The organism is Saccharothrix longispora, from assembly GCF_031455225.1.
GTDB classification, from domain to species: domain Bacteria; phylum Actinomycetota; class Actinomycetes; order Mycobacteriales; family Pseudonocardiaceae; genus Actinosynnema; species Actinosynnema longispora.
In genome coordinates this window covers 3,551,724-3,578,366 of the sequence record NZ_JAVDSG010000001.1, presented here as the reverse complement: position 1 = coordinate 3,578,366, position 26,643 = coordinate 3,551,724, and the positions used below count along the sequence as shown (strand labels likewise).

Sequence of the window (26,643 nt, the reverse complement as noted above, 5' to 3'; positions counted from 1 at the left end):
TCTGGAGGATTCATGTCCGGTTCCCATGAGCAGCGCCGTTCGGTGCTGCGCAGATCCGCGGCGGCGGTCACCGCCGCGCTGGTGGTGTGGGCCACGACCGCCGTGGTCGTCGCAGCGCCCCGGGCGGCGGCTCAGGTCGATCCCATCGACGTCGAGGTCACCCTCGGTCCCGGTGCGAGCGCCACGGTGGCCAAGACGGTCACCACCCCGGCGATCCCGCCCAACCCCGACCTGGTGTTCCTGGCGGACACCACCGGGAGCATGGGCGGTGCCATCACCGACGTGCGGAACAACGCGGGCGCGGTGACCAGCGCGGTGCTCGACGCCCAACCGACGGCGCAGTTCGCGGCGGCGGAGTACCGCGACGCCGGGGACGCGTTCGTCTTCCGGGTCGACCAGAGCCTCACCGGCGACCCGGTGGCCGTGCAGAACGGAATCAACGCCTGGGTCGCCGGCGGTGGTGGCGACCTCCCCGAAGCCGCGATCAACGCCCTGTTCGAGATCGGCAGTGGAGCCATCGCGTTCCGACCGGACGGCACGCGCATCGTGGCGTGGTTCGGCGACGCGCCTTCCCACGACCCCAGCCAGGGCCACACCCTCGCCGACGCCATCGCCGCGCTGCAGGCCGCCGACATCCGCGTCATCGCGGTCAACATGGGCGCCGCCGGCGGCGGGCTCGACGCCGGCGGGCAGGCGAGCGCCATCGTGAACGCCACCGGGGGCGTGCTGCTGAACAACGTGCCCGCCAACCAGGTGGCGCAGGCCATCCTCGACGGCATCCAGGCCGTCGAGGTCACCGTCACCCCCACCATCACGGTGTGCGACCCGCAGCTCACGCTCGGGTTCGACCCCGCGAGCCGGACCGTGACCAGCGGTGACGTCGCCGCCTTCACCGAGACGATCACGGTGAACCCCGGCACCCCGGCCGGCACTTACCACTGCACGGTCGACTTCCTGGTCGACGGCACCTCGCGCGGGTTCGTCGAGCAGAACACCGTGCACGTGCCCGGCCTGTCCATCGATGACGTGACCGTCGACGAGGGCAACGCGGGCACCACACCCGCCACCTTCACGGTCAGCCTGGACCGGCCGAGCCCCAACCCGGTCACGGTCGACTTCACCACCGCCGACGCCACTGCGGTCGCCCCTGCGGATTACGCGCCGACCGCCGGCACGGTGACCTTCGCCCCGGGGGAGACCTCCAGGCCGGTGACCGTGCCGGTCAACGGCGACACGGTGGACGAGCCGGACGAGACGTTCACCGTGACGCTGTCCGCGGCGGTCGGCGCCGCGATCACCGACGCGGTCGGTGTCGGCACGATCGTCGACGACGACCGCGACGGCGTGTTCTCCTGCCGGGCGAGCGCGCTGAACGTGGTCGGCATCGAGCCGGTGGTGGCCAACCCGACCAACGTGCCGTGCGTGGACGACAACGAGACGTTGGCGCAGGTCGGCCTGAACGCCGGCGCGCTGGCGGTCAACGCCAAGGTGCTGTCCGCCGCCACCGACCAGACGCCGACCGACCTCACGTCGGCCCCGCCGGCGGCGGGCGACAACGCCACCGCCAACGCCAAGGTCGACACCACCACCATCAGCACCCTCGGCCTGACCATCGAATTGGGCGTGATCAAGTCCGAGGCCGCCGCCCGGTGCGCACCCGGCGGCGTCGGGTTGGCACCGCAGTTCTCCGGCAGCTCTGCCATCGCCTCACTCAAGATCAACGGTGTGCCCACGACCGTCGGCTCCGCGCCGCTGACCATCCCGCTGGTGATCGGCTCGCTGAAGCTCAACAGCACCGAGACCACGGCGACATCGGTGACCCAGCGGGCCGTGGTGCTGGACACCCTGCTCGCCGACGTGGTCATCGGTGAAGCGCACGCCGACGTCCACGGCACCGGCGCCCACCCGCACGGCAACCCCTGCACCAGCTGACCCCGGACCGGCGGGACGTTCACGTCGAACGAGGCCGGGCCGCCGCGACGCGCGACGGCCCGGCCTTCACCGCGGAAGCGCCAGTACCGCGTCTGCGCTCGGTCCGCCCCGCCCGAGGCGGACCGACGCGCGCGCACCCGTCCCGGCTCCGATCGCGGCATGTCACCCGTCCGTGCCGTCGATCTCCTCGAACCGGTCCAGGTCGATCGGCAGGAGCGCCACGTTGTCGTCACCGGACGACCTCCAGGTCGAGCGGTGCGAGGAAGGTGGCCTCACCGGCCCCGCGCAGTCCTCCCTCGACGGCGCAGCGAACGCCTCGTCGCCGGCCGACGGTGCCGCGGGCGTCGCACTGCCGCACCTTGCCCTGCCGCAGCGCCCTGCCGCAGCGCCCTGCCCGCAGCGGCCTGCTCGACGGCACCGCGGACCTCGCACCGGCCCTGCGCCCCCGCCAACCTCCACGGCGACATCACCCGGGACCGTTGTGCGCTGACCGCGTGGACAACTCCGCCATGGGCGGTTCGACACAGTTCTCCGCAGTCGTTGACCATGCACATGGGGTGACGTGGACCGACGACGTCACATGCGCAGCAGCGTCGAGCCCCACACCAGCAGCAGCACCGAGTAGCCGATGCACATCCAGCCGATGTGGTGGGTCTTCGGCCGCGCCTCGCGGCCGGCCAGTTTGTTCACGAACAGCCACCAGCCCAGCGCGACGACACCCGCGACCACCGGTGAGACGAGCATGCCGGACCCGCCCGAGTACACACCGGCCCAGTAGTCGAGGGGCAGGGAGACGTCGTCGGCGTACTCGCTGACCGGCAAGGAGCACACTGCGACCGCCAACCACACCCCGAGGACGACGTCCAGCCGTTTCACCGTCGCCGGCGCCGCGGTGTGCTGGTTGACCGCCAGCACTCCCCCCGCCGCGAACACACCGCCGGCGAACAGCCAGCCCACCAGAGTGGAAACCACCGGCACCCTGCCGACCAGCGCGCCCACCGCCGGGATCACCGCGCCCCACAGCAGGAAGTGCCCACCGACCAGTAGTCCGAGCGCCCCCAGGGAGACCGCGACCTGCGTGAGCCCGCTCTGCCGGGTGAACCAGGTCTGCTGCGCCCGCGCCCGCGCCTCGCCGCGCTCACGCCGCCTGACCGCCTGCCGCCGCTTATGCCCGCCCTTGGTGCCCACCCCGGCCCCCTCTGCTCCACCGCGCTGTCGGTACCCGTCGACCCACGTCAGGACTCGGCCGTCGGCGGCAAGTTCGGTGCTCGTCGACTCGACCAGCACGCGGCCGTCCGGGAACACGACGAACCGGACGTCCCTGCGACCGCCCGCCGATGCGACCGCGCTCACGGGCGACGTGGTCGTGAGCGAAGTCGACCTCGGTGGACGGCACCTGTGCTCCCTCGGCCACGTCCCGGCTCGGCGGAGTCGCCGCCCTGACCGGCACCGCAGAGGAGGACCTCACCCACAGCGGTGACCGTAGAGCACAGCGGACCATGACGTTCCGCGTTCGTCCGACACCGGGACGGCCTGCACACCGGCACGCTGCCGTCGGCCGCCCACAGGATCGACGCCGCTCTGCGAATGCACTGGTCGAGCACGCGGCGGGTGACCCGGGCGGCCCACCGCGAGGAACGACAGAGGCGCCGGAACGTTGACATCGAGGTGCACCAGGAAATCGGCGATCGGTCCGACAGACACCGAGGGGCCTCCCCGTTACGAGCGACCCGGCCCGCATCGTCCGCACGACTCGCGTCTCCGGAGTGGGCGGAACGCCTGGTCGACATTCCGGGTGGGGGAGAGGATCACCGACTCCGCGCAACCAGGGGAGGACCAGCCTCCGGGCTGCCGGGGGAGTTCAGTCGCCCGGCGAGCCCAGCAGCATTCACTCCGTAGGCTTGCCCGGTCGGACTGCGGACAAGGGGCGGAGTATGGGCGGTACGTGGGGCCTGGAGCTGCGGCTGCGCGTGTTGGAGGCCGTCACCGACAGCACGCTCCGCGACCTCGACCAGGGGAAGCTCTTCGAGGTGCTGCTGCGCCGGGTGCGCGACCTGTTCGAGGTCGACACCGCCACCATTCTGCTGGTCGACCCCGGTGGCGAGCAGTTGGTGGTCAGGGCCACCTCCGGTCTGCGGGAGGAAGTCTTCCAAGGCGTTCGGGTACCGGTGGGCGCGGGCTTCGCGGGCCGTGTGGCCCTGCTGCGGGAGGCGGTGTACGTCGATCACGTCGATGAGTCCACGGTGACGAGCCCGCTGCTGTGGGAGCGGGGTCTGCGGGTCCTGCTGGGTGTGCCGATGGTCATCCAGGGCGACCTGATCGGGGTTCTGCACGTCGGCAGCGCCACTACCCGTCGGTTCACCGACGGCGAGGTCGAGCTGCTGCAACTGGTGGCCGACCGGCTGGCGATGGCGGCGCACATGCACCGGTCGCATTCGGAACGGGCCGCCGCCGCCATGCTGCAGGAAAGCCTGTTGCCGGGACACCTGCCCATTGCGGAGGGCTGGGAGATGGCCGCCCGCTACGTTCCCGGCGCCGAGAGCGGTGTCGGCGGCGACTGGTACGACGTGTTCGTCCTTCCCGGCCGGCGCATCGGCGTGGTGATGGGTGACGTGGTGGGCAACGGGCTTCCCGCCGCGATCGTCATGGGCCGGCTGCGCAGCGCCTTGCGCGCTTACGCCCTGGAGTTCCCCGACCCGACGTACGTGCTCGGCAAGCTCGACCGCAAGGCCGGCCACTTCGAGGCCCACAGCATGGCCACCGTCGCCTACGCGGTCATCGATCTGGCGACTCACCGCATGGACCTCGCGCTGGCGGGCCACCTGCCGCCCCTCCTCGCCGTACCCGGGCAGGACGCCTGCTTCGTCGATGTCCCGGTCGGTCCGCCCATCGGCTACAACCTGGCCGTCACCGGCCGCCGGGGTGCGAGCACCGATGTGCCACCCGGAGCGCTGATCGCCCTCTACACCGACGGCTTGGTAGAACGCCGTGACGTGGACCTGGACGATCAGTTGGAGAAGTTGCGGCGGGTCGTGTCCCCGATGCCGCCGGAAGCGGCCTGCGTCCGGATCATGGCCACCATGGTGGGCGATCAGCCCGCCGGCGACGACGTCGCCCTGGTGACGGCACTGCACAGCCCCGTGTCGCACCCGCCGGTGTGACGCCCGCCGCACCAGGGGCCACAGGTCTTCCAGGCCAGCCGCGGTCGTCGCACGGCGCGCCCTTGTCCCGATCTGCGTTTGCACCGACACCCGCCAGAACCTCGATCCGCGAAGGCGGGGTGCACCGCGGCGCCGGTACCGGACCGCGCTGATCCCGTTCGCGGGCCTCCGGCTACCCCGGGGCCGTCGGGCGACCTCGGCGACCCGCTCAGCGGCTCGCCGACCCCCATCTCGTCGGAAGCCCGTGCACGTTCCGCGCCATCCCACGGAATGGGAATGGGCTGCCTTTGTCGAGCAGGCATGCGAATGGCGTGGTGGGGGTAGTCCGTGCACACGTGCATGAGGCAGGGCGGACGCGTCCGACTTCGCGAAGGGAGCCGTGTCCGTGACCTTGTACTCGGGCTCCGACCAGCCTTCCCGACCAGCCGAGCACACTGGTCACGGCAAGGACGAAGTGGCACTGGAGACTTCTCTGCCATGCGAAAACCTGGCTGTGATGCGACAGGAAGTACGCGGCCTGCTCCGGGGCTTTCACGAGGAATTCGTGCAGGATGTCGAACTCGTGTGCAACGAACTCGTGGCCAATGCGTGTGACCACGCCGAAGAGCCCCGGCGCCTGAGGATGTGTCGCCAGGGCCACGGCGAGAACGACGAACTGGTCATCGAAGTCCATGACGCATCCGCCGACCGGGTTCCGACGATCGGGGGTTCCACGGCCGGGCGGAATCGCGGTAACGGGTTGCGCATGGTCCAAGCCCTGAGCAGCGACTGGGGTGTGCGCCGCAAGGGGGCGATGAAAGTAGTATGGGCGCGGCTTCCCATCCCGTCTGACCGCGCACCGCGAAAGCGACTGACCGCTTGACGTCGAAAGTCTTCCGCCTGCCACCGGTCCTCTGCTGGTGCGTGTTCGGTCCGAGGAGGGAAACGCGGGCGCGGAGCGGGCTCGTCGATCGCGTACGGATCTGACGAAGGCTTGTCGCTCCGCACCCCGAACATTTCCCCGGGAGTGATCCGGGGCTGTCCCAGCTCGTGTTCTGGCCGAGCAGGAGCCTCATCGTCACCGATCGCGTGCTCCGAGGTGTTCCACGCCGCTGCTCGGGCACCGCCGAGGCCGTTCCCGCGCTCACGCCGAGGCGGTACATCGGGCCTTTCGGTCAACCCTGGCGCCCACGCAGACGAACCGACACCCGCCTGGATCTACTTCAGTTCACCCGCGCCCTCATTCGCCATCACTGACGAGATTCGAATGGCACTAGCAATTGGGGCGGGTTCCACTCGTGCTCGACACGTTGCCGCTCCAGATCCAGCCGGTCACACCGGAGTTCTGATCTTTTGCGTAATACCAGAGGTTGCCGAGTTGGTTGAACTTCTTGCAGATGATGTCGGCGGTACCCGATTCGTGGCTGTAAATTCCGCAGTTCTCGCCAGGCCCGGTCCTGTACGGTTCGGAGCCGAAGGTTTGGAGTGTTCCTCCGTTTCCGGTGCCGACCTGGGGACAGATGACCGCCGCTTGGGCCTGTGAGGCACCGATGCCGACGGCCGATGAAACCGCCATGACCCCGACGGCTGCCACCCGCATGAGGAGTGCTCGTTTTGACATTCAGGTCTCCTTCTTGGTGTACGAATCTTTCGCTTGTGGCGAAATGAGGCCGCTTCTGAGTGGACAGGAGTGGCAACTTCGTTCAAGAACAACATGATCGCATCCGAGTCCGGTACCGCCAGTTGGGTAAACTTCTGAAGGGTGGGCCGTCCCGATAGTGCGGTGACAACCTCGTGTTACCGCCGGTGGACCTTGTCCTTGCAAATCATTGAGCCCTTTCGGCCTGGTCATGCGGGCTGGAGACGTGGCGAATCTCTTGGTGGATGACTTATTGAGTCGAAAGTGTTCGGTTGCCTACATGGTGGCGTAGCGGACGTGCGGGGCACGGAAGTAGCCGCGGACGATGTGCGGCTGGCGTTGGCGGCGACGTAGGAAGCGGCGGGTCTCGCGGGCGAGGCGGTCGACGTTGTGGGCGCGGGAGGCGTTGACGTTGCGCTTGAGGTCGGCGTTGAGCGGCTCGTCGGGGTTCAACTCAGGGCTGTAGCCGGGCATCAGGTGCAGCTCGACCCGGTCGGCGTTGGTCTCCAGCCAGGCGCGGACCGCCTTGCCGCGGTGCACCGGATGCCGGTCGGCGGCGACGTGCACCTTCCGGCCCGCCTGGCGTGCCACGCGGTCGAGGAACGCGCTGAACACGGTGGCGGTGAAGCGCTCGGTGAACACGGTGAACCACAACGCGCCCCGCGAGGCGACGGCGGACATGACGTTGACCCGCAGCCGTTCCCGGTCACCCGTACGATCGGCGTGCGCCCCTTCGGCGCCCAGGACCGACCGGGCGGGGCCGCGTCCGAGCGCAGCCCGCACTGGTCGACCCACGCGATCGCCGCACCCTCGGCCTTCGCCCTGACCTCGAGCGCCGGATACGCCTCGTCAAGCCAAGCGCGCACCGCGGCGGGCTGCTGCTCGTAGGCCCGTCGAGCCGGGCGCTGCGGGGTGAACCCGTGGCGACGCAGCCACAACCCGACACCCTGCTCGGTCATGCCGACCCCGACGACCAGCCGGATCAGCTCCACCACCGCCTGACGGGTCCACAGCGGCCCGCCGATCAACAACTCCTCCGGGGGTAGTCGGCCATCGCCGTGAACAGGGTGACCCGGTCCTCCGGGGTGATCAGTTCGGCGGGGCCGGGTCGTCCCTTGCGGGTCGCCAGGCCGTCGCGACCGTCCCGCCGGTAGGCCCGCCACCAGGTGCCCACCGACCGCTCGGAGACCCGAACACCTCAGCGGCCTGCCGATAACCCTCGACCCGACCAGCCTCCAACGCCGCCACCACCCGCAACCGCAGCACCTCACGCTCCGCAGGCGACAACCGGTGCGCACCCCCCACCTCGATCACGAGTGATCAACTTACGAGAAGATGATCACTTTCGACTCAGTAGCATGATCCATGTCCTGGGCATGGCGCTGGTCCGGGACGTCCGTGTTCGAGACCGACGCCGCGCTCACCGACGACCAGGTCGAGCGCCACCACGCCGATCTGTGGGGCGACGCCTCCGCTCTTCGCTGCGACTCGGCCTCGCCGACGGCTTCCGCAGGCCGGCTCTTTCGCCGCCGCCCGAGACCACCTCTGCGCCGCGCCGACTGGCAGCACGCCCTCGCCGACGCTGGGTACGGCGCGGTGATCCGCCGGGCGATCGGCGAGGTCGTGGAGACGGTCGAGCGGCGCCCGACCGCGTCGGGACTTTCACCGGCTTGAGGTTCACTCACGTTCGGGCTCCGGTGGTCCGGTGGGCGCAACACTTCGGCGCGGCTGTGCGATGGTACCGATGTCGGTGATCGGATTCGGGGTGGTCGGTGGCACGTCGCGTGTTCATCTCCTACGCGCAGGAGAGCGAGGAGCACCGCGCGGTGGTGCGGCGCCTGTGGGCGTTCCTGCGCCGCCACGGGATCGACGCGGTCCTCGACCAGGTCGCCGCCGGTGAGCGGCAGGACTGGGCCCTGTGGATGTCCCGGCAGATCGAGCAGGCCGACGTGGTGCTGTGCGTGGCCTCCGAGCAGTACCGATTACGGGCACAGGGCCGGACCGGGCCGCACGTGGGCAGGGGCGTGCAGTGGGAGGCCCGCCTGATCCGCGACGCCTTCCACGCCGCTCAAGACGACCTCCAGAAGTTCGTTCCGGTGGTGGTGCCGGGGCAGACCGTCGCCGGGGTGCCGGACTTCCTCGCCCCCTCCACCACGACGGTCTACGTCGTGGAGTCCTTCACCAAGACGGGCGCGGAGAAGCTGCTCCGGTTCCTGCTGCGCAAGCCCGAACTACGCGACATCCCGCTGGGGGAGGAGCCCGAGTTCGACACCTGGGAACCCGAGACCGAACCCGAGGCGCCGTCCGCCAAACCGGTGCTCGACGGCGTCGTGTCCCCGCAGGTGACGGGGATGGCCGAGATCATCGGCCGAGAGCAGGACCTGGCCGACCTGCGCACCGCCTTCACCGCCGCCCGCACCAGCCGCGCGCCGGTGGTCCAAATCCTCACCGGCATGGGCGGGGTCGGGAAGACCAGCCTCGCGCGGGCCTACGCCCAGCGGCACCTCGACGACTACGCCGTGGTCTGGTGGATCCGCGCCGAGGACCCCACGGCGATCGACGGCGAGTACCGCGGCCTGCTGGAACTGGTCCACTCTGCTCAGGAAGCCAAGCTCGTGCGCGACGCCGTGCAGCGCGCCAACGCCTGGCTGGCGGAGCAGAGACAACCATGGCTGCTGGTACTGGACAACGTCCCGGACGCGGCGCTGCGCGGCCTCTTCCCAGCCCGGGGAGTCGGCCACGTCCTGGTGACCAGCCAGGCCAAACACTGGCCCAACCCGAACATCGTCCATCCCGTCGAACCACTCGACCCCGACGCCGCGATCACGTTGCTCACCGAGGTCTCCGAGGACGACGACACCGTCGCTGCCGCAGAACTCGCCGCCGAACTCGACGGCCTGCCGCTCGCTCTCGCCCAAGCGGCTTCCTTCACCGCCACCAATGGCACCAGCCTCGCCGCTTACCTGCGCTTCTACCGCGAGCGCAGCGCCGACCTGCTCTCCGACGGCCAACCCGTCGACTACCCCCACACCGTCGCGACCACGTGGCTCCTGGCCATCGGGCAGTTGACCCCGCCGGCCCGCCGAATCCTCGACACGATCGCCTACTTCGCCCCCGATTCCATCCCCCTCTCCGTGCTCCAACCCCTGGTGGACGACGAACTCACCTTCATCAGAGCCATCGGCAACCTCCTTTCCCACAGCCTCGTCACCCGAGGTGCCGAGGACACGATCACCGTCCACCGCCTCGTCCAAGCCGTCACCCGCCACCGCCTCGGCGAGGCCGTGAACCATGTCGTTCGGGCCCGAGGACTCCTGGCTGCCGCGATGCCGAAACGTCCTCTGAACAAGGAGGCCACGAAAGCGTGGAACGCCATCCGCAGCCACATCCTCGCGGTGGCCGATCGAGTGCCCACCGATCCGCCGACGTTCGACCTGCGCTACGACCAAGCTTTCCTGCACGGGGACGCAGGGGACATCCGTGCCGCCATCGCGCAGCTCGAAGCGCTGGTCGACGACATGGCACCGGTTCTGGGCCGCGAAGACGAGCGCGTGCTCCGCGCCCGTTTCGGCGTGGCGTACTGGACGGACATCTACGACACGCCGCGGGCCCGGGCACTGCTGGAAGAACTGCTCGAAGTGCAAAGCGGTGTTCTGGGCGCCGAACACGTGGACACCCTGGATACCCGGCACAACCTGGCCGCCGCATACTTGGACCTGGGAAATCACGACCATGCGCATCGCATGCTCGAAGACCTGTTGCCCGCGCGTCTACGTGTGCTCGGCCCAGACCACGAGGACACGCTGGAAACCCGCAGATGCCTGGCGGAGGTCATGGCGCGGTCCGGCCGGTTCGAGGAGGCGATCGCCGCGTACGAAGAGGTGATCGCCGACGCGGTCGCAGCCTTCGGCGAATCGGATTTGAAAATCGTCCTGCTGCGGAGCCTCTATGCCAATGTCCTGGGCGAATCGGGCGACGCGGCGGCGGCTCGTGACCTCTACGCCGAGGTGCTGGACCAGTCCGTGGCCCAACTGGGGCCGTACGACAAGTTCACACTCGCCGCCTACCTGGCGCTGGCGATGTGGACGGCCAGGACCGGAAATCCCCAGCGGGCGGCGCACATGCTGCTCCGCGTGCTCATCCGTCTCAGCAACAGCCTCGGCAAGAACAATCCGCTGGTCAAGCAGTTCGAGAACGGCCTGAACAGCATTCGCGGAGGCGGTCCACCGAACAAGTCCGGCAAGCGGATCAAGAAGCGGAAGCGTTGAGGGAGCACGTGCGCGGACTGCGGCAGGGCTTGCGATCGGCGTTGGCGACCAAGCGCGGGCTCACCATCGCGGCCAGGGATTCGTTGGCGACCTTCGGCGTGCTCGGCGGCGGCACACAAGTCTACGACGTACTCACCCCACAGGCCACTTACCACCCCGTCGCCATGATCGCCCTGCTGGGCTTGCTGCCGCTCACCGTCGGCTTGGTGCGGGCCTGGCCCAAGCGCACGCTGTCACGCCACTTCGGCCACCCCGACACGACGCTCACCATCACCGTCGGCGACCTGTTCGACCAGGACACGCACCTGGTCATCGGCTATACCGACACCTTCGACACGGCGACCAGCGGCACGAGCATCATCCACCCGGGCAGCGTCCAGGCCCAGTACCAGCGTCGTCACCACCCCGACACCGCCGCTCTGGACCGGGCTCTCGACACCTCCCTGGCGCGCACCGCCCCACGCGCCGACCCCGGCAAGTCGCAGGGCAAGTCGGGCCGCTACCCGATCGGCACCGTGGCCGTCCTCGACGCCGGGACGCACCGGGCCTTCTGCCTCGCCTACGCCGCCATGGGCAACGACCTCGTCGCCCGCGCCACCGTGGACGACATCTGGCACAGTCTCAGCTCGCTGTGGGAGACCGTCTACGTCCACGCCCGGCTCGAACCCGTGTCCATGGCCATCATCGGCTCCGAGCTGGCCAAAGTCGACGCGCTCGACCGCGCGAGCCTCATCCGCCTGATCGCCTTGTCCTTCATCGCCCGGTCCCGAACCGGGGTCGTCACGCGCCGGCTCACGATCGTCATCCACCCCGACGACGCCGACAAGGTCGACATGCTCGACCTGGAAGCCTTCCTCGCCAGCATCTGATGCCGCAGCAGTCACTGAGACCCGTCGTCATCCACGATGAAAGCGTTCAGTCCACCGAGGCGTCAAGGTATCGCCGCGCCGGGTGCGACCTGTGCTGGTCGCACCCGGCGCACTCGATGGCGGACAGCCGCTCGCAGGCCGGGGCAGCCCGTCGCGCGTCCGGGTCAGGACGCGAACGTGAGGTGGTTGATCCGGACGGGTGCGGTGACGGTGATGTAGATGGTCCGCAGTCCCGTCACCTTCGGGTAGCAGGAGTTCGACGTGACGTGCCAAGTGCCGTTGCCGTCCGGGTACACCGTGCAGGCGGGGGAGGCGGAGGTGCTGCCGACGCGAACCTGGACGTTCACCCCGGGCGAGGCGCTGGCCACCCGGAACTGCACGCGGCTCGCCCCCGTGGAGCCGAAGTCCGCGTTGTCGAACGCGATGTAGCTGCCCGCGCCGGAGAAGGTGACCGCGGTTCCGCCGTCGGACGACTGCGTGGTGACTCCTGAGCCGGTGTCGTAGGACTCGGCCTCGACCTGCCGGTAGGGGGTGCCGGCGCCTACGGCGGTGGCGGTCACCTCGTTGGACCAGGCTGAGTCACCGGCCTGGTTACCGGCCCGCACGCGGTAGGTGTACTGCGTACCCGCGGTCACCGAGTTGTCGTGGTACCCGGTGGCGCCGGCGCCCACTGATCCGGATCGGTCCCAAGCCGTTGCGCTGCCCACCCTCCGCTCGATGACGAAGCCGGTCTCGTCGCCTGCGTTGTCGCGCCAGTTCAGGGCGATGGAGCCGGGTGCCGCGGTGGCGGTGAGGTTCGACGGCGCGGCCGGAGCGGTGGTCGACGGTGGGGTGGTCGTCACCGAGACGCTCGTGGACGCCGCGCTGGTGTTGCCGGAGGCGTCACGGGCTTTGATCGTGAAGACGTACGTGGTGCTCGGTGAGAGGCCGGTGACCGTGCAGGTGGTGGCGGTGACGTCGGTGCAGCCCGGCGTGCCGGTCGTGCCGGCGCCCGTGTAGGCGGTGTACCCGGTGACGCCGACGTCGTCGGAGGAAGGCGACCACGACAGCGTCGCGCTGGTGGACGACTTCGACGGGGACGTCGGGTTGCCCGGTGCTGTGGGCGGCTGGCTGTCGACGACGTCACCGCCCGGCTTGTGGATGCGGAAGTTGCCACTGGCGTGCAGCACGGCCATGAAGGTCAACAGGCCGTCGTAGTAGCGGTACTGGCCCGTGGGTGGCTGGAGGTTCCACATGGCCTCGACGAACTTCCACGCGCGGGCGTTGGTGGCCGACAGCGAGGCGGCGCCGTTGGACGCGATGAGCCCGGGGGAGCGGTCGGAGGACAAGGGGTTCCCGGCGAGGGAGTACTGGTTGACGTAGGCGTTGACGCCTTGGGCCTCGAAGAAGGCCTGCATCCGGTCGGTGAGGGTCTTGGAGTTGGCGTCGGCGGCCCACCAGGCGTGGTCCACCGCCCAGTTGACCGAGGTGCGCCAGGCGTCGAAGCGGAAGTCGCCGTGGTTGCCGGTGTTGTTCGGCGCACCGGAGAACTCGGCGTAGTCCGGGTTCAGGACGGTCGTCGGGTGCGTCGCCTGCGCGAAGAACTGCCTGCTGCGGGCGGCGGCGTCGCGCCAGAACTGGCGGTCCGCGGCCTGGTTGCCGTTCCACCCGGTCGCCCACCTGGCCCACAGCTCGTAGAACGCGGGGAGGTGGTAGGACGGGTCGGAGAACGTGGCGGCGGTGGCGTACGGCACGAACACGACCATCTTCTGGTCGCGGTTGAACATGTTCGTGACGCTGTCCACGACGCCGCCGTTGACGTCCTCCTTGTGCAGCATGTCGTCGAGGACGCCGTTGGCCTCGGTGGTGTAGTCGTAGATGCCCGATCCGTTGCCCCAGCGGTGGCCGGCGAAGAACAGGGCGGTGGCGAAGTACTCCTCGCCGTCGGAGGCGGGGTTGTTGTCCCGGCATGACCCGCTGAAGTCGGCCTGCCAGCAGAAGTAGCCCGACCGGGGCCCGGTCTTGTGCTGCATGTGGGTCTTCGCCCAGTTCCACAGGGCGTCGAACTCCGCCTTCTTGTTCATCTGGACGGCGATCATCATGCCGTAGCTGACGCCTTCGGAGCGCACGTCGTTGTTGCCGGTGTCCTTGATGTACGCCAGTGCGCCGTCGGCGTTGGAGCCGGCCGGGTAGTACAGGCGCTTGGTGTCGTCGGTGCTGGTGAAGAAGTGCTTCCAGTAGGCGTTGAGCTTGGCCGTGACGGCCGCGTCGGTCAGCGACGGGTCCCACTCCCGGAACAGGTCGCGGTACACCCCGCTGGCGAACGCGCCGGTCGAGGGCGGGTTCGGCGCCGGTGGCGGCGGCGGGGTCGCGCCTTCGTGGTGTACCTCGATGTAGTCGATGTAGGTGTCGTTCTGGCCGTTGTCGGTCTCCAGCTTGAGCCGGATCTCCTTGGAGCCTCCGGACGTGACGTCGAAGATCGCCGACTGCGCGGTGAACGCCGTCCCGGTGAACGCGAGTCCGGTGACCTTGGCGCCCCCGACGAGCACGCTGATACCGGCCGTGGTGGCAGCGCTGGACGCACCTCTCACCGTGACGCTGTAGCGCCCGGCCTGGCTGAACGCGTACGAGGTGTAGGTGCTGTCGTTGTTGCAGTAGTAGACCGCGCGGTCCTGTTGGAGGGCTGTGCAGCCGCCCCCGTTGGTCATGGACTCCGCTTGCACGGTGGTCAGCAGCGTGGCCGCGTGGGAAGGCCGCGCGGTCAACGGCATGGCAACCGCGACGGTGGCTACAAGGGCGAGGGCGAGGCGGACGAGCGAGCCTCGCCCTGATTTGCGGGTCACAAGGACCTCCTGGCCGGCTGGGGAGTAAGCGCGGGGTGTAGAGGCGGGGATGGGATCACCTCTTGAGACGCAATTCGTTACCGGGATTGTTGGGAGATCGCCGGCGTCGGTCAACTGTTTCGAACAGTTTCCGAAATGCTGGCGCAATCCTTCGAAGTGTGCTTCCGGTGTCCCTGGTCGCCCGCAGCGCTCGACGAATGCCCGGCTGGCTGAAACGTCATGGAGTCATTCATCGCGACGTCGAAGGTCACAGGGTGAGTTGAGCAGTGGGGAGCGGTGGGAGAGGCTCCCGGTAAGACAGCAGTCGACCGAGATCCGATGCCCCAACCGGGTGGCTCGCCGTACTGTCCCCCCTGCCGCGATTCCGCTGTCCAACCGCACCTTCGTCCGTCTGGGTGACCTGATCCGCGTGGAGCGGACCCGGCGTCGGGCCCGAGGGCGGCGACTCGGCCCTGGTCGTCAGACGTTGCTCGTGCTCGTGCTCGCGCACCTGCGCAACGGCGACACCCACGCCTGCCTGGCCGCCGGGTCGGCATCTCCCTCAGCGCGTCTATTCGGTTCGTTCCGGTCTCGGATTGCCACAACAGCCCGCCGCGGTGCGTACGTGGCTGGAGGAGGACTGTCCGGCGGTCGAGGCACGTGCGAAGACCGAGGGCGCCGTGATCGCGTGGGGCGACCGGTGCGAACTGCGCTCGCATCCCGCCTCGTCCGGTCGTTGCCGGGCGCGAAGGGCCGTACTTCGGTGGTGCGGGTGACCGGCAAGCCGGTGAGCTCTTGCCTGATCGGATAGGAGTCGGGTGGGGGCGGGCCTGATACACCCATCTTTTCGCACCCGACGTTGAGGGATCGACCCTCATGCCATCGACGTTCGCGCAGGTCAAGCTTCTCCTATCGACAGCGAAGGGGCCGCGGGAGGTGGCCCCTCCACAGGAGGTAGGAATCCCATGTTGCGCAAGGTCGTCATCGCCACCATCGCCACCGCCGCCGTCAGCTCCGTCGCCCTGCCCGGCCTCGCCGCCGCCGACCCGATCATCGGCACGCCGCCGCCGTGCGTGAAGCTCGCCGACATCACCGGCCCCGACTTCGAGGTCAAGCAGTGCGGCGTCAGCGACGTCGACCAGTACCGCGCCGGCTTCGCGGCCAACGGCGGCACCCACTGCGGTCCGTCGTCGCTCTACAACGTGCTGCACTACTGGGGGCACGAGAAGAAGGCGCCCGTCGGCTGGCTCACCACCAAGGTCCGCGACCTCGACCCCAAGGACCCCGCCGACTACGGCATCGTCACCAACTCGATCGGTCGGATCGCGACGGACTCCAAGTGGAGCGTCGGCGACGGCACCAACTCGACCAACCTGCGCACCGCGTGGAACATCGCCACCAAGCCCGCCCGGGACGTCGGGTGGGCGACGGCGACCGGCGCGATCGGCACCACCGCCGGCCTGGACTTCGCGGGTGACCTGGCCAAAAAGCTCAACCAGGGCCCGGTGCAGATGTGGTACGGGCGCTACGTCGCAGGTCCGCAGAACAGCCTGAAGCGCGACGGCGGGCACCTCGTCACGGTGGTCTCGGCCAAGGGGTCCTTCGGCGGTGACTTCGTGCAACTGCGGCTGGCCGACCCGGCCGAGGCGGCGGACCACGGCAAGCCGGGCTACCTCGACACGCAGTCCGCCTACGAGACCTTGGCCGTGACGTTGACGCGCCGGTCGGTCTACGAGTACCTGCCCGTGAAGGACGACGAGACGACGCCGGTCGACGAGAGCCTGCAGCCCGGCACGTACCGCTCGGTCGAGCGCTGGGAGCTGTCCGGCACGGCGTACGCCGACCAGAACAAGCCGCTGGTCGAGGGCTTCAACTGGTTCACGATGTCCCCACCGGTCGGCTGAGTCCCCGGTTGTGCAGGCCCCGCTCGCCGAGCGGGGCCTCTCGCCGCGCCGGCGAGGTTCGGCCGAATGGCCATTGGGTCATGTCGAGGCGGCCGAAGGTGTCGACGGTGCGGCCAACGGCGCCGACCTGGATCTCGTCGGTGCCCTCGCAGACGATCGTGAGGGCGTGGTGACTTTCGTGGGTGAGCTGCTCGGCCGCAGCCGTCAAGGCCGCTTCTCGATGTCGGCCGAGGCGACGGGACGAATGGCGTTGACGCGGACACCTGCGGCGGCGTGGTCGAGGGCCGCGGCGCGGGTGAAGCCGACGACGCCGTGTCTGGCGGCGACGCAGGCGGCCTGGCCCTGGAAACTCTTGACGCCGGCATTACCGCCGCCCTGGCGAGCATCTGCCGGATCCGGGCCCTTGCGCACAGGAACCCGCCAGTCGGGCCAACCTCCAGGATGCGGTCCCAGTCGTCCTTGGCAGCGAGACCTTCCGGCCTCATTCGGCGGCGAGGCAGAATGTGAGGAATGCTCGGTTCAGGTCGGTGATGTGGATGGTGGAGCAGCGGAGTCGGCGCAGCAGCCGCCCGGTCTCGAAGGTGGAGACGGCTCGTTCGCCCCAGGGCGCGGATGCGGACGTGGGAGCGGTCGACCGCCTGCTGGTCGGGCGCGAGGGTGTGCGCTTGCTGCGGTGAGGCAGGGGGATCGGGCCGCCCGCTCCGCGGTAGGCCTTATCCGCCCAGCACGGGATGTCGCGAGGTCGGGCCTTCGATGATGCCGTGGGTGCGGGCCGCGGTGGGGTCGTGGGCCGAGTCGGGCAGCGCGGGCAAGGTCCGCGGCCGTCGCCCGGCGGGATCGGTCGGGACTGGGGCGTTCATGCCGCGGCGCTTGCGCTTTTCGGGCTAGTACGGGCGGTCGGCGGCGATGCGGTCGATGGGCGGCAGGATGCCGTCGAGGATGACGTGACCCCTGCGCGCGGCGATCCGCGTCGTCCCGGCGAGCTCTGGTGCGAGGCCGGCAAGGACCCGGACCGCCTTGTGGAGGTAGCGGCAGACGGATGACCGGGCCGATGTCGGATCCGGCTGCGGGACGGGTGCAGGTGTCGCCGCGGCGCAGGTGCGTGAACACGAGCAGGGCGTGGCGGACGGGGTCGATGCGCCACCTGCTGCCGACGCGCCGTCGGTGCACGGTCAGCTTCGGGCGAGCAACTGCAGGTGTGAAGTGGACAGGCCGATCGCGGATGGATGGACAAGTCACGACGCTCCAGGCGATGGCCTTGCTCTTGGTCGAAAAGTCATCCACGAGGAGTTTCGCCGCATCTCCACGACGACCGCAGCGCGCACGCCAGGTCGGGAAGAGCCCATTGCCGGTCTTGCCGCATTTTTGCGGAGTGGTCGGCGATGGGCTGCTGATGTTCTCACGGTCATCTGAGATATACCGCGGATCACCTTATGTGCGGCGCTGCGACGTTTGGGTGAACTCCGGTCTCAATGATGCTGGTGCTGCTGCCCTGATTGGATTGCCGAACGCGTTTCTGCTTTCATGTCGCATCTCGGCGTCGGGGGAACGTCAGGTTCTGAAGCGAGGAGCGAAGCGGTTGTGGGCATGCCTCCTGTGTGGGGCGCCTGGGGGAAGTGGTCGCGGAAACGATTGCCGCACCCGCTGGTGTGCCACCTGATCGACACGGCCTTGGTGGCGCGGGAGCTGCTGCCGCGGTTCCTCGGGCCCCGGTGTCTGGTGATGTTGCGGACGGCGTTTCGGCCGTTGGGGGATGCCGATGGTTGGATCGCCGTGCTGTGCGGCATCCACGACCTGGGCAAGTACTCGCCGACGTTTCAGGGGATCAAGGCCGATCTGGCCGCCGGGCGCCTGGGACCGGAAGCGGCATCTGATGTCCATTTCGTGCGCAAGCTCGACGGTGTCCAGCGCTTGGACATCCCCCACGGTCTGCTGACCGCACTGCACGTCAAGGACATGCTCACATCGTGGGGAGCCGACGCCGTTGTCGCCGACGGGATCGCCGTGGTGTTGGGCGGCCATCACGGCTACTTCCCCAAGAGTTCGGCGCTCGCGCAGGCCCGAACGGCCCGCAACGACCACGGTGGCGAGACGTGGGCGCGCTGGCGCGATGCGATGGTGCTTCAGATTGCCGATCACCTCGGGCTGGTCGACCCGCGGACGTTGCCGTGGTCGAAGGTCGAGTTCGATGTCGTCGCGGGTGTCGGCTTGGCGGGACTGACGACGGTCAGTGACTGGATCGCCTCCGACGAGTCGAATTACGAGTCGCCCGACGGGCCCTTCGATCTTGCGGAGTATGTCCGCGCCGCACGTCCACGCGCCGTTCACGCGGTCGTGAAGGCCGGTGTGCAGCCGTGGAAACCGCCGATCGACACCAGCTTCAGGGGCCTCAACCCGAAGACATCGGACGTGCCGGAGGTGCGGCCGGTTCAGGTGTTGGCCGAGCGGTTGGTGGCCGATCGGCGTGGGCCCACGATGATGGTGGTCGAGGCGCCGACCGGCGAGGGCAAGACGTTGCTGGCGTTGCAGGCAGCGGCGACGTTGGTGCGCACCCTCAAGCTGTCCGGGGTGTACGTGGGCATGCCGACCAAAGCCACGAGCAACCAGGTGCTAGAGGAGTTCGAGGCGCTGTTGGATCGGATCAAGGACACGACCGGTGTGCATCTGGTGCACTCCGACGCGCGAAACTACTTGGCCGAGCGGCACACCGAGCCGTCGGATATCGGTCACGACGATCCGCACGACGATGACACCGCGGCCCGGGAGTGGTTCACCCGTAAGAAAAGCCTGCTGGCCAGTCTGGGGGTCGGGACCGTGGACCAAGTGGTCCGGGCGGGCATCCGGTCCGGGCACGGGTTCGTGCGGCTGGCCGGGTTGTCGGGCAAGGTCGTGGTGTTCGACGAGGTGCATGCCTACGGCGTGCACATGTCGACGCTGCTCGATCGGCTGTTGATGTGGCTGGGGCGGTTGGGTGTCTCGGTGGTGGTGTTGTCGGCGACGCTGCCGACGCGCCGGCGCGACGAGTTGGTCAGGGCATGGCAGGCGGGGGTGACGGGACGTCGCCCCGGCAGCGTCGCCGCGGTGCCCCCCTGTGGTGGCTATCCGCGGGTCACCGTGGCCGACGAGGAAGGTGTCACTGCGCACAAGGCCGGTGTCTCGAAGGTCAACCGGAAACGGGACGTCGTGCTGGACCACCCTGTACCGGCCGAGCGCGTCGTGTCGTGGTTGCTGGAGCAGGCGCGCAGCGGACGCGGCGTTGCGGCGGTGCACAACACCGTCTCCCGAGCGAAGAAGACCTACGAGGAGGTGAACGCGACGGTCGCCCGACTGCCGCAGGAACACTTCGCCGACGGTGTGCGGCCGGTGGTGAAGCTGATCCACGGGCAGATGGACCGCGTCGAGCGAAGCGAGGTGGAGCGATGGCTCCGGCGCGGGTTCGGCCCCACAGGCACACGCGTACCCGCCATCGTCGTGGGGACGCAGGTGCTGGAACAGAGCCTCGACCTGGACTTCGACGCGATGCTGACCGACCTGGCGCCGATGGACCTGCTCATCCAGCGCGCGGGACGGGTCCACCGCCACAACCGCACGCGGCGGGGACCGCTGCTGCTGGGCATCACCGGGGTGACCGACACCGACAACGCACCGGTGTTCCCGCCGCACGTGCACACGATCTACGCCCGCTACGTCCTGCTGCGGACCTGGGCGCTGCTGCGACACCGGACGGTGATCCACTGTCCGCAGGAGGTCCCCGCCCTGGTCGACGCCGTCTACGGCCTGCCGGAGGCGGTCCCGTGCCCCTCCGGTTGGCAGACGGCGTGGCGGCAGGCGGAAACGGCACACCGCACGCACGTCCACCGGCAGGTCGACCGGGCGGCGAATCTGTACCTGCCCGTACCCGTCGGGGAGGTCGTCCTGGAACAGCTCTCCGAGCAGCCGCAGGATCCCCGCCGGACTCGCGAGAACAAGGGGAACCGGTGATCGACGACGAGTACGACGACCTCGACACCGCGGTCGAAGTGGTCCTGCTGCGAGCCGACGACGGCGACCGGGCTGTCAGGGTCACCCCGGTACGCGGCATGACGTCGATAGACCTCACCGCCACCGAGCTCACCGCATCGACGGTGCAGGAGTTGACGGATTCCGCCACCGTGCTCTCCGCCCCGGACGGTGTGCCCTCGGACGTGGTACGGGCCCTGCGGGCAGCACCGGTCCCGCCCCTGTTCGCGACCTCCCCCTGGCTGTGTCACCACCGGGCTCTGATACTGCGCGACGGGCGATGCCCGGTCGCGGCCCACGTCCTCAACTACGAACCGGAGTTCGGCGTGTACGTCGATGGTGACCTGTGACGCGCGAGGCGGCGACATCGTTCGACCTGCTGACCGAGCGGTGGATCCCGGTCATCGACCGCAACGGCACGCCCGACAAGGTCGGGTTGAGACGACTGCTGCTCGACTCACACATGCTGAGGCGCATCTCCGGCAGTACCTCGCCCATGACCGCCGCCTTGTACCGGTTGGTGCTGGCGTTGTTCCACCGCGCCTACGCGGTGACCACCGAGGTGGAGTGGAAAGACCGCTGGGAGGCCGAGTCGCTGCCGGCCGAGCCGCTGGAGCAGTACCTGGCTGAATTCGGCGACCGGTTCGACCTGTTCGACACCCGGCGGCCCTTTCTGCAGTGCCCGGCGCTGGCACGCATCGCACCTCAGACTCCGGCGAAGCTGATCCCCCACCGGGCGGTGGGAAACAACGTCACCTTGTTCGACCACACCACCGCCTCCGACATCACGCTGCTCGACCCCGACGAGGCCGCCTGCTGGCTGGTCACCACCCAGGCGTTCGACCCGGGCGGCACCAAAACCCCCTATGAGGGCGTGAGGTCCTCGAAGCTGGCACCGTGCAACCGCCTCGGCGTCGTCCTGGTCGAGGGCGACACCCTGCTGCAGACGCTGCTGTTCAACGCCCTGTTCTACGACCCGGAACTGCACAAGCCGCGCAAGACCACGCCCGACGACGCACCGGTCTGGGAAGCAACCGTTCCCCCACCGGGCATCCCGGACAAGCGACCGGCGCGTGGCTGGACGGACCTGTTGACCTGGCCCTCGCGGCGCATCCTGCTCACCCACCGCCGTGACGGCGACGCCACCAAGGTCGACGGAGTCGTCATCACGCCCGGGGTCGAGTTCACCGGCGAACTGGTGCACGACGAGAAAATGGCAGCCTTTCGGCAGCCGACCGGGACCAACGGCAAGCCGAAGGAGGACGTGCCGCTGCAGCCGATCCGGCTGGCTCCGCTGCGCGGAGTGTGGCGGCACAGCGTCGAACTGCTGCTCGCCGACCAGCCGGGGGAGGGGCGGTCCCGGATGAGGCCGCCGGCGCTGGACCAGATCGCCAGGCTGGCCGAACGTGGCCGGCTGCCACAGGACGCCTCGTACACCCTGTGCGTGTTCGGCCAGCTGCTGAACAAGGAGCAGTCCGTCGTCGTGGACTACCTCGAAGACGCAGTACCGGCGCCGGTGGCGCTCCTGCGTGCCGAAGAGCCGGTCCTGGCGACCCTGGTGGGCACCGCGATCGCCCTCGCCGACGACGCCGGGGCCGCGCTGCGCCACCTGGAAAGCGACTACCGGGAGGAACGGCGCGCCAAACCGGTCTCCGGGCTCGACCTGGCGTACTGGCCGCGCCTACCCAACGCCTTCGCTGAGCTACTCGAAGGCATGGCCACAGCCCGGCGGGAACGGCGCCCGGAGACCGACGCGCTGACCGCGTGGGCCGAGCACGTCGCCGACACCGCCTGCTCCGCCGGCAACCGCTGGGCCCACAGCGCCTCGACCGACGGGCGTGACCTGCTGGTCATCGCCAAGCACGTCGAGAAGTTCGACAACATCGTCGCCAAGCTCGTGCGCACCTTCCAGGTGAAAGTGCGCGGCTCCCTCACGAAAGAGCAGGACGGGTGACAGACAACCGCCTCAGGCAACGCCGCCGAGCCTTCACCGGCTACCTCTACGGCCTCCACCAAGGCCTGTCCTCGGACAACGGCGCCAAGGCCGCGGAGTCGCGCCGCGTATTGGCCCGACTACGGCGGACGTTCTCCGGCCCACGCCAGGAAGCCGAAGCCTACGAGTACGTCTTCAAGCACGACCCCCCACACAGCGAGGAGGAGGCGTGGCTGCTGCTGGCCGGGCTGTTCGCCCTGCATCCACAGCCGCGACGCGATCCGTCCCGACGCGGCTCGCTAGGCGGCTCGATGGGCGAACTGGAGGCCCGGCGAGGCTTCGCCGCCACCCGGCGCTTCACCGACCTGGTGGCACGCGACCGTGACGGCCTGCCGCACCACCTGCGCCAGACCATCCGGCTGCTGGCCTCCCACGACATCACCGTCAACTACGACCAACTGCTGGACGACCTGGTGATCCTGCTCGGTGACGACCACCGCGAACAGCACGCCCACAGCGTCCGCCTGCGCTGGGCCCGCGAGTTCCACCGCCCGTCACCCGAGCAGGTCGCCAGGACCACCACCGGGACCACCGACACAGCCGGCGACGCGTCGGACGACGCCCCCGACGGCGGCCCCGAAGAAGACTCGGCCCAGGACGACTACGCCACCACGGAGAACTCGTGATCCTCGAACTGCACCTGCTCCAGTCCTTCCCGGTCAGCAACCTCAACCGCGACGACACCGGCCAACCCAAGACCGCCACCTTCGGCGGCCAAAGCCGCGCCCGCATCTCCAGCCAGTCGATCAAGCGCGCGTCACGTCTGCTGTTCAACCACTACGGCCTGGACAAGTCCGAGACGGGGATGCGCACCAAGCGACTGATCGACAACGCCGCCAAGCAGCTGACCAAGGCAGGGCGTGACGCGGAAACCGCGCCCGGTGTCGTGACCGCCGCGCTGGAACACCTCGGGTTCGGCGTGGACCAGGACAAACTGCTGACCGAGTACCTGCTGTTCGTCGGCTCCCAAGCCATCGACCGGCTGACCGAGTACAGCCAGACCCACTGGGACACCCTGGCCGCGACCACGGCGGCCAAGGCCGCCGCGAAGCAGGCCGAAGACGAAGCCAAAGCCAAGGGCAAGGGCAGAGCCAAGAAGGCGAAGACCGAAAAGCCCAAGCCCGACAAGCAGGCCGTGGCCGACGCCAAATACATCCTCGACGGCGCCCGAGCCGTGGACGTCGCCCTGTTCGGTCGCATGATCGCCGACAACAAGGACTTCAACGTCAACGCCGCCTCCCAGGTCGCCCACGCCCTGTCAACCCACTCCGTGCGCAACGAGTTCGACTTCTACACCGCCGTCGACGACCTCAAGCCCGACGCCGAATCCGGCGCCGACATGATCGGCACCGTCGACTTCAACTCCGCCTGCTACTACCGCTACGCCAACGTCGACATCGCCCAACTGACCCACAACCTCTCCGGCGACACCGACCTGGTCGACCGCGGCCTGCGTGCCTGGCTGTACTCCTTCATCCACGCCGTCCCCAGCGGCAAGCAGAACTCCATGGCCGCCCGCACCCTGCCCGACACCCTGCTGGGCGTCGTCCGCGACCGCGGCGCGTGGAACCTGGCCAACGCCTTCCTCAAGCCGGTCGTCGCCGACGACCTCATGGCAGCCTCCACCGAACGCCTCACCGATCACTTCACCCGTCTGCGCGCCTTCTACGGCAACGACCAGATCCGCGCCGTCGCCGCAGCCTCGGTCACCGGCGACATCCCACACCTGGATGCCGACGACACGGTCACCGGCATCGACCAGTTCACCACCCGCCTGCTCACCGCGACCCGGGCCTGACCACCATGGTCACCTCCCTGGCCCTGTGCTTCGACGCACCCATGCAGTCCTGGGGCACCCGCTCACCCGGCACCCTGCGCGACACCGCCGCCGAGCCGACCAAATCCGGTGTCGTCGGTCTGCTGGCCGCAGCCCTGGGCGTGCACCGCGACGACCACGACGCGATCGCCGACTTGGCCGCGCTCACCCTGGCCGTACGCGTCGACCGCGAAGGCATCCCCGAACGCGACTACCACACCACCCAGAATGTCCCCACCACACTGGGAAAAGGCCACCGCACCGTCGTCAGCGAGCGCTACTACCTCGCCGACGCACTCTTCCTGGTCATCCTCGAAGGCCACCCGGAACTACTGCAACGCCTCAACCACACGATCGACAGCCCGCGATGGCCGGTGTTCTTCGGCCGCCGCGCCTTCGTCCCCGCACGACCACTGCTCACCCGCACCGGCCTCACCCACCAACCAGCCCTCCGGCTCCTGCACACGCACCCCTGGCTGGAGAACGACCCCGACGTCAGAAAGAGCGAAAGCGCCAAAACCGAGCGCGTGCCGCTGCGCACCATCATCGACTGCCCGGCCACGACGCCGGGCGCAGTGCCGCGCCGCGACCACCCGATCAGCTTCACCCACGGCGACCGACGGCACGGTCTCCGTCACGTCCTACCCGCCACCACCCCGCTCACCGACCCCATGATCAGCGATGGAGACCAAGCCCCGTGTTCCTGACCAAGCTCTCCATCAACGTCAGGTCCCGCGAGTTCCGCCGCGACTTCGCCAACATCCACGACCTGCACCGCACCGTCATGTCCGCCTACCCCGACACCGACGGCGACATCCCCGCACGCCAAGCCCACGGCGTGCTCTGGCGCCTGGACCCCACCCACACCGGCTACACCGCCTACATCCAGAGCCACACCAACCCTGCCTGGGGCAAGCTCCCCGGCGACTACACCACCGCCCCCGCCGAAGTCCGCCCGCTGCAACCGGTACTGGACACCATCACTGCGGGGCGCAAGCTGTCGTTCCGGCTGCTGGCCAACGCCACCCAGGACACCCGGCCCGTCGAACTCAAAGGCAAAACCCGCCGCGTGGCACACCACCAGCCCGACGACCAGATCGGCTGGCTTATACGCAAAGGCGACCAGCACGGCTTCGTCATCCCCACCGCCCGCGACGGCCAACCCGACGTCAACCCCTCACCGGTGCCCAGAATGACCGGCCGCAAGGACGACACCACCGTCATCGTGGACCCCGTCCGTTTCGACGGCCACCTCATCGTCACCGACCACACCGCGTTCACCCAGGCCCTCACCACCGGCATCGGACGCGCCAAGGCCTACGGCTGCGGCCTTCTCAGCCTCGCACCACCACGTAACACATGACCCCCTACCCGCTGCACACCACCCGCTTTGTGCACGGCGTGCTCTCCGCCCAAGTCCGCACCGGAGGCCGAACAACGAGATCGAGTACTTCCTCGATGCAGGCGGTCGTCATCGGCCAACGGTCTGGCCGAGAACCCCGGGCAGACGACCACGTACGCTCTTTGCAGCCGCGGCGTGTCGTCAGTCGGACCGCCACACCGTAGACGTGCTCCCGGGCGGGTTACTCGTCAAGTTCGGGACGCCCTCCCGCCCTCCGCCACGCCGGGCGGAGTTCAGCGCCCTGGAGCCAGCCGCGCACTGTGGCGAAAGTTCCTCGCGCTGAACCGCGGACAGATCCCGCCACCACAGCATCGCGGCCGGGTGCCGTCTTCCAAGCCCGTACCGGTCGGACAGATCCCGCCACGGAGCGCCCGTGCGCAGCTTCCACAGGATCGCGTTGAGCACCTGAAGGTGATCCCGCTACTCGAACCATGCCCCGACACCGGAGGTAACAGCAGGTCGATCAGAGCCCACGTACGAATCAGTACTCGCGCGAGGAAGACGAGTCGTTGGACGGCTTCGCCCTGCCCTACCGGGATCACCCCGCTCGCGCGGGGAAGACGCGACCAGGAGGTATAACTCCCGGAGGTACCTGGGACCACTCCCGCTGGCGCGGAAGACCCGGCGGAGATCGCGGCGTTCGACCCGTCGGACGAACCATTCCGCTCGCGCGGGGAAGACCGACACCCACCTGACCAAGATCGGCGAGGGCGGGGACCACCCCCGCTCGCGCGGGGAAGACCGCCACACGAAGTCCAGCCCGGCCGGGATGGGCGGACCACCCCTGCTCGCGCGGGGAAGACGGATTCGGCCCACATCGTGAAGTGCTTGCCCGGGGACCACTCCCGCTCGCGCGGGGGAGACTCCATCGGCAGCAGCC

At 69.0% G+C, this 26,643-nt stretch carries 20 protein-coding genes and 4 pseudogenes; 15 read left to right on the top strand and 9 right to left on the bottom strand.

Going from position 1 to position 26,643, the window contains the following annotated elements; translation table 11 throughout:
• Positions 1-12 precede the first annotated feature (12 nt).
• Positions 13-1,932: a Calx-beta domain-containing protein gene (locus J2S66_RS14540; protein WP_310307562.1), complete on the top strand. Its 1,920-nt coding sequence runs from the start codon at positions 13-15 to the stop codon at positions 1,930-1,932.
• A gap of 576 nt (positions 1,933-2,508) precedes the next feature.
• Here the strand turns inward: J2S66_RS14540 and J2S66_RS14535 are convergent.
• Entirely contained in the window at positions 2,509-3,285 is a 777-nt protein-coding gene (locus J2S66_RS14535) for a hypothetical protein (RefSeq protein ID WP_310307561.1), read from the bottom strand.
• Between the two features lie 581 nt (positions 3,286-3,866).
• Between J2S66_RS14535 and J2S66_RS14530 the strand changes: the two genes are divergently transcribed.
• Together J2S66_RS14530 and J2S66_RS14525 are read left to right on the top strand one after the other, a co-directional pair.
• Complete coding sequence (locus J2S66_RS14530; RefSeq protein WP_310307560.1) at positions 3,867-5,093, top strand: PP2C family protein-serine/threonine phosphatase; 1,227 nt, start codon at positions 3,867-3,869, stop codon at positions 5,091-5,093.
• 385 nt (positions 5,094-5,478) lie between these two features.
• A complete protein-coding gene (locus J2S66_RS14525) occupies positions 5,479-5,955 on the top strand; it encodes an ATP-binding protein (RefSeq protein ID WP_310307559.1) in 477 nt (158 codons plus the stop codon).
• 390 nt (positions 5,956-6,345) lie between these two features.
• On the opposite strand, the gene J2S66_RS14520 is transcribed toward J2S66_RS14525, so the two are convergent.
• The 4 genes and pseudogenes from J2S66_RS14520 to J2S66_RS14510 all read right to left on the bottom strand — a co-directional run.
• A complete protein-coding gene (locus tag J2S66_RS14520; protein WP_310307558.1) occupies positions 6,346-6,693 on the bottom strand; it encodes a hypothetical protein in 348 nt (115 codons plus the stop codon).
• A 294-nt stretch (positions 6,694-6,987) separates the two neighbouring features.
• The gene (locus tag J2S66_RS14515; RefSeq protein WP_310307557.1) at positions 6,988-7,494 is read right to left on the bottom strand and encodes a transposase; all 507 of its coding nucleotides are present in this window, start codon (positions 7,492-7,494) and stop codon (positions 6,988-6,990) included.
• A gap of 74 nt (positions 7,495-7,568) precedes the next feature.
• Positions 7,569-7,739: pseudogene (locus tag J2S66_RS37180) on the bottom strand (helix-turn-helix domain-containing protein); the annotation flags it as partial.
• Positions 7,736-7,891: pseudogene (locus J2S66_RS14510) on the bottom strand (hypothetical protein); the annotation flags it as partial. The pseudogenes J2S66_RS37180 and J2S66_RS14510, both read right to left, overlap by 4 nt.
• A gap of 185 nt (positions 7,892-8,076) precedes the next feature.
• Here J2S66_RS14510 and J2S66_RS14505 point away from each other — a divergent pair.
• From J2S66_RS14505 to J2S66_RS14495, 3 genes are all read left to right on the top strand, one after another.
• Entirely contained in the window at positions 8,077-8,385 is a 309-nt protein-coding gene (locus J2S66_RS14505) for a hypothetical protein (protein WP_310307555.1), read from the top strand.
• 110 nt (positions 8,386-8,495) lie between these two features.
• Positions 8,496-10,979, top strand: coding sequence for a tetratricopeptide repeat protein (locus tag J2S66_RS14500; protein ID WP_310307554.1), 2,484 nt, complete (start codon positions 8,496-8,498; stop codon positions 10,977-10,979).
• Entirely contained in the window at positions 10,976-11,848 is an 873-nt protein-coding gene (locus J2S66_RS14495; protein ID WP_310307553.1) for a macro domain-containing protein, read from the top strand. The genes J2S66_RS14500 and J2S66_RS14495 overlap by 4 nt, the downstream gene beginning before the upstream one ends.
• Positions 11,849-12,012: 164 nt before the next feature.
• On the opposite strand, the gene J2S66_RS14490 is transcribed toward J2S66_RS14495, so the two are convergent.
• Positions 12,013-14,598, bottom strand: a complete 2,586-nt coding sequence (locus J2S66_RS14490) for a glycosyl hydrolase family 8 (protein ID WP_310307552.1) — start codon at positions 14,596-14,598, stop codon at positions 12,013-12,015.
• Positions 14,599-15,001: 403 nt separating this feature from the next.
• Between J2S66_RS14490 and J2S66_RS14485 the strand changes: the two are divergent.
• Positions 15,002-15,199 (top strand): annotated as a pseudogene (locus J2S66_RS14485) (hypothetical protein); the annotation flags it as partial.
• 415 nt (positions 15,200-15,614) lie between these two features.
• Positions 15,615-16,553, top strand: a complete 939-nt coding sequence (locus J2S66_RS14480) for a cysteine peptidase family C39 domain-containing protein (protein ID WP_310307551.1) — start codon at positions 15,615-15,617, stop codon at positions 16,551-16,553.
• On the opposite strand, the gene J2S66_RS14475 is transcribed toward J2S66_RS14480, so the two are convergent.
• From J2S66_RS14475 to J2S66_RS14465, 3 genes and pseudogenes are all read right to left on the bottom strand, one after another.
• Positions 16,528-16,761: a hypothetical protein gene (locus tag J2S66_RS14475; protein WP_310307550.1), complete on the bottom strand. Its 234-nt coding sequence runs from the start codon at positions 16,759-16,761 to the stop codon at positions 16,528-16,530. The two genes, J2S66_RS14480 and J2S66_RS14475, sit on opposite strands and share 26 nt — an antisense overlap.
• Complete coding sequence (locus J2S66_RS14470) at positions 16,758-16,964, bottom strand: SDR family NAD(P)-dependent oxidoreductase (protein ID WP_310307548.1); 207 nt, start codon at positions 16,962-16,964, stop codon at positions 16,758-16,760. The genes J2S66_RS14475 and J2S66_RS14470 overlap by 4 nt, the downstream gene beginning before the upstream one ends.
• 70 nt (positions 16,965-17,034) lie before the next feature.
• Positions 17,035-17,770 (bottom strand): annotated as a pseudogene (locus J2S66_RS14465) (transposase).
• A 307-nt stretch (positions 17,771-18,077) separates the two neighbouring features.
• Here J2S66_RS14465 and cas3 point away from each other — a divergent pair.
• From cas3 to cas6e, 7 genes are read left to right on the top strand one after another with little or no spacing between them, the layout of a single operon-like run.
• Entirely contained in the window at positions 18,078-20,534 is a 2,457-nt protein-coding gene (gene cas3, locus J2S66_RS14460; protein ID WP_310307547.1) for a CRISPR-associated helicase Cas3', read from the top strand.
• Entirely contained in the window at positions 20,531-20,902 is a 372-nt protein-coding gene (locus J2S66_RS14455) for a hypothetical protein (protein WP_310307546.1), read from the top strand. The genes cas3 and J2S66_RS14455 overlap by 4 nt, the downstream gene beginning before the upstream one ends.
• Positions 20,899-22,506: a type I-E CRISPR-associated protein Cse1/CasA gene (gene casA / locus J2S66_RS14450; protein WP_310307545.1), complete on the top strand. Its 1,608-nt coding sequence runs from the start codon at positions 20,899-20,901 to the stop codon at positions 22,504-22,506. The genes J2S66_RS14455 and casA overlap by 4 nt, the downstream gene beginning before the upstream one ends.
• Entirely contained in the window at positions 22,503-23,171 is a 669-nt protein-coding gene (gene casB, locus J2S66_RS14445) for a type I-E CRISPR-associated protein Cse2/CasB (protein ID WP_310307543.1), read from the top strand. The genes casA and casB overlap by 4 nt, the downstream gene beginning before the upstream one ends.
• Positions 23,168-24,343, top strand: a complete 1,176-nt coding sequence (cas7e, locus tag J2S66_RS14440) for a type I-E CRISPR-associated protein Cas7/Cse4/CasC (RefSeq protein ID WP_310307541.1) — start codon at positions 23,168-23,170, stop codon at positions 24,341-24,343. Before casB ends, cas7e begins: the two co-directional genes overlap by 4 nt.
• A gap of 5 nt (positions 24,344-24,348) precedes the next feature.
• Positions 24,349-25,068 (top strand): type I-E CRISPR-associated protein Cas5/CasD, encoded by a 720-nt coding sequence (gene cas5e, locus J2S66_RS14435; RefSeq protein ID WP_310307539.1) that lies wholly within the window; start codon positions 24,349-24,351, stop codon positions 25,066-25,068.
• Entirely contained in the window at positions 25,059-25,724 is a 666-nt protein-coding gene (gene cas6e / locus J2S66_RS14430; RefSeq protein ID WP_310307538.1) for a type I-E CRISPR-associated protein Cas6/Cse3/CasE, read from the top strand. The genes cas5e and cas6e overlap by 10 nt, the downstream gene beginning before the upstream one ends.
• Positions 25,725-26,643: the final 919 nt, after the last annotated feature.

What these genes read in the sequence shown, in the direction of transcription:
- J2S66_RS14540 (WP_310307562.1), top strand. Translation starts at nt 13, where the DNA reads ATGTCCGGTTCCCATGAGCAGCGCCGTTCGGTGCTGCGCAGATCCGCG.
- J2S66_RS14530 (WP_310307560.1), top strand. Translation starts at nt 3,867, where the DNA reads ATGGGCGGTACGTGGGGCCTGGAGCTGCGGCTGCGCGTGTTGGAGGCC.
- J2S66_RS14520 (WP_310307558.1), bottom strand. Translation starts at nt 6,693, where the DNA reads ATGTCAAAACGAGCACTCCTCATGCGGGTGGCAGCCGTCGGGGTCATG.
- J2S66_RS14505 (WP_310307555.1), top strand. Translation starts at nt 8,077, where the DNA reads ATGTCCTGGGCATGGCGCTGGTCCGGGACGTCCGTGTTCGAGACCGAC.
- J2S66_RS14490 (WP_310307552.1), bottom strand. Translation starts at nt 14,598, where the DNA reads ATGCCGTTGACCGCGCGGCCTTCCCACGCGGCCACGCTGCTGACCACC.
- J2S66_RS14480 (WP_310307551.1), top strand. Translation starts at nt 15,615, where the DNA reads ATGTTGCGCAAGGTCGTCATCGCCACCATCGCCACCGCCGCCGTCAGC.
- cas3 (WP_310307547.1), top strand. Translation starts at nt 18,078, where the DNA reads ATGTCGCATCTCGGCGTCGGGGGAACGTCAGGTTCTGAAGCGAGGAGC.
- cas5e (WP_310307539.1), top strand. Translation starts at nt 24,349, where the DNA reads ATGGTCACCTCCCTGGCCCTGTGCTTCGACGCACCCATGCAGTCCTGG.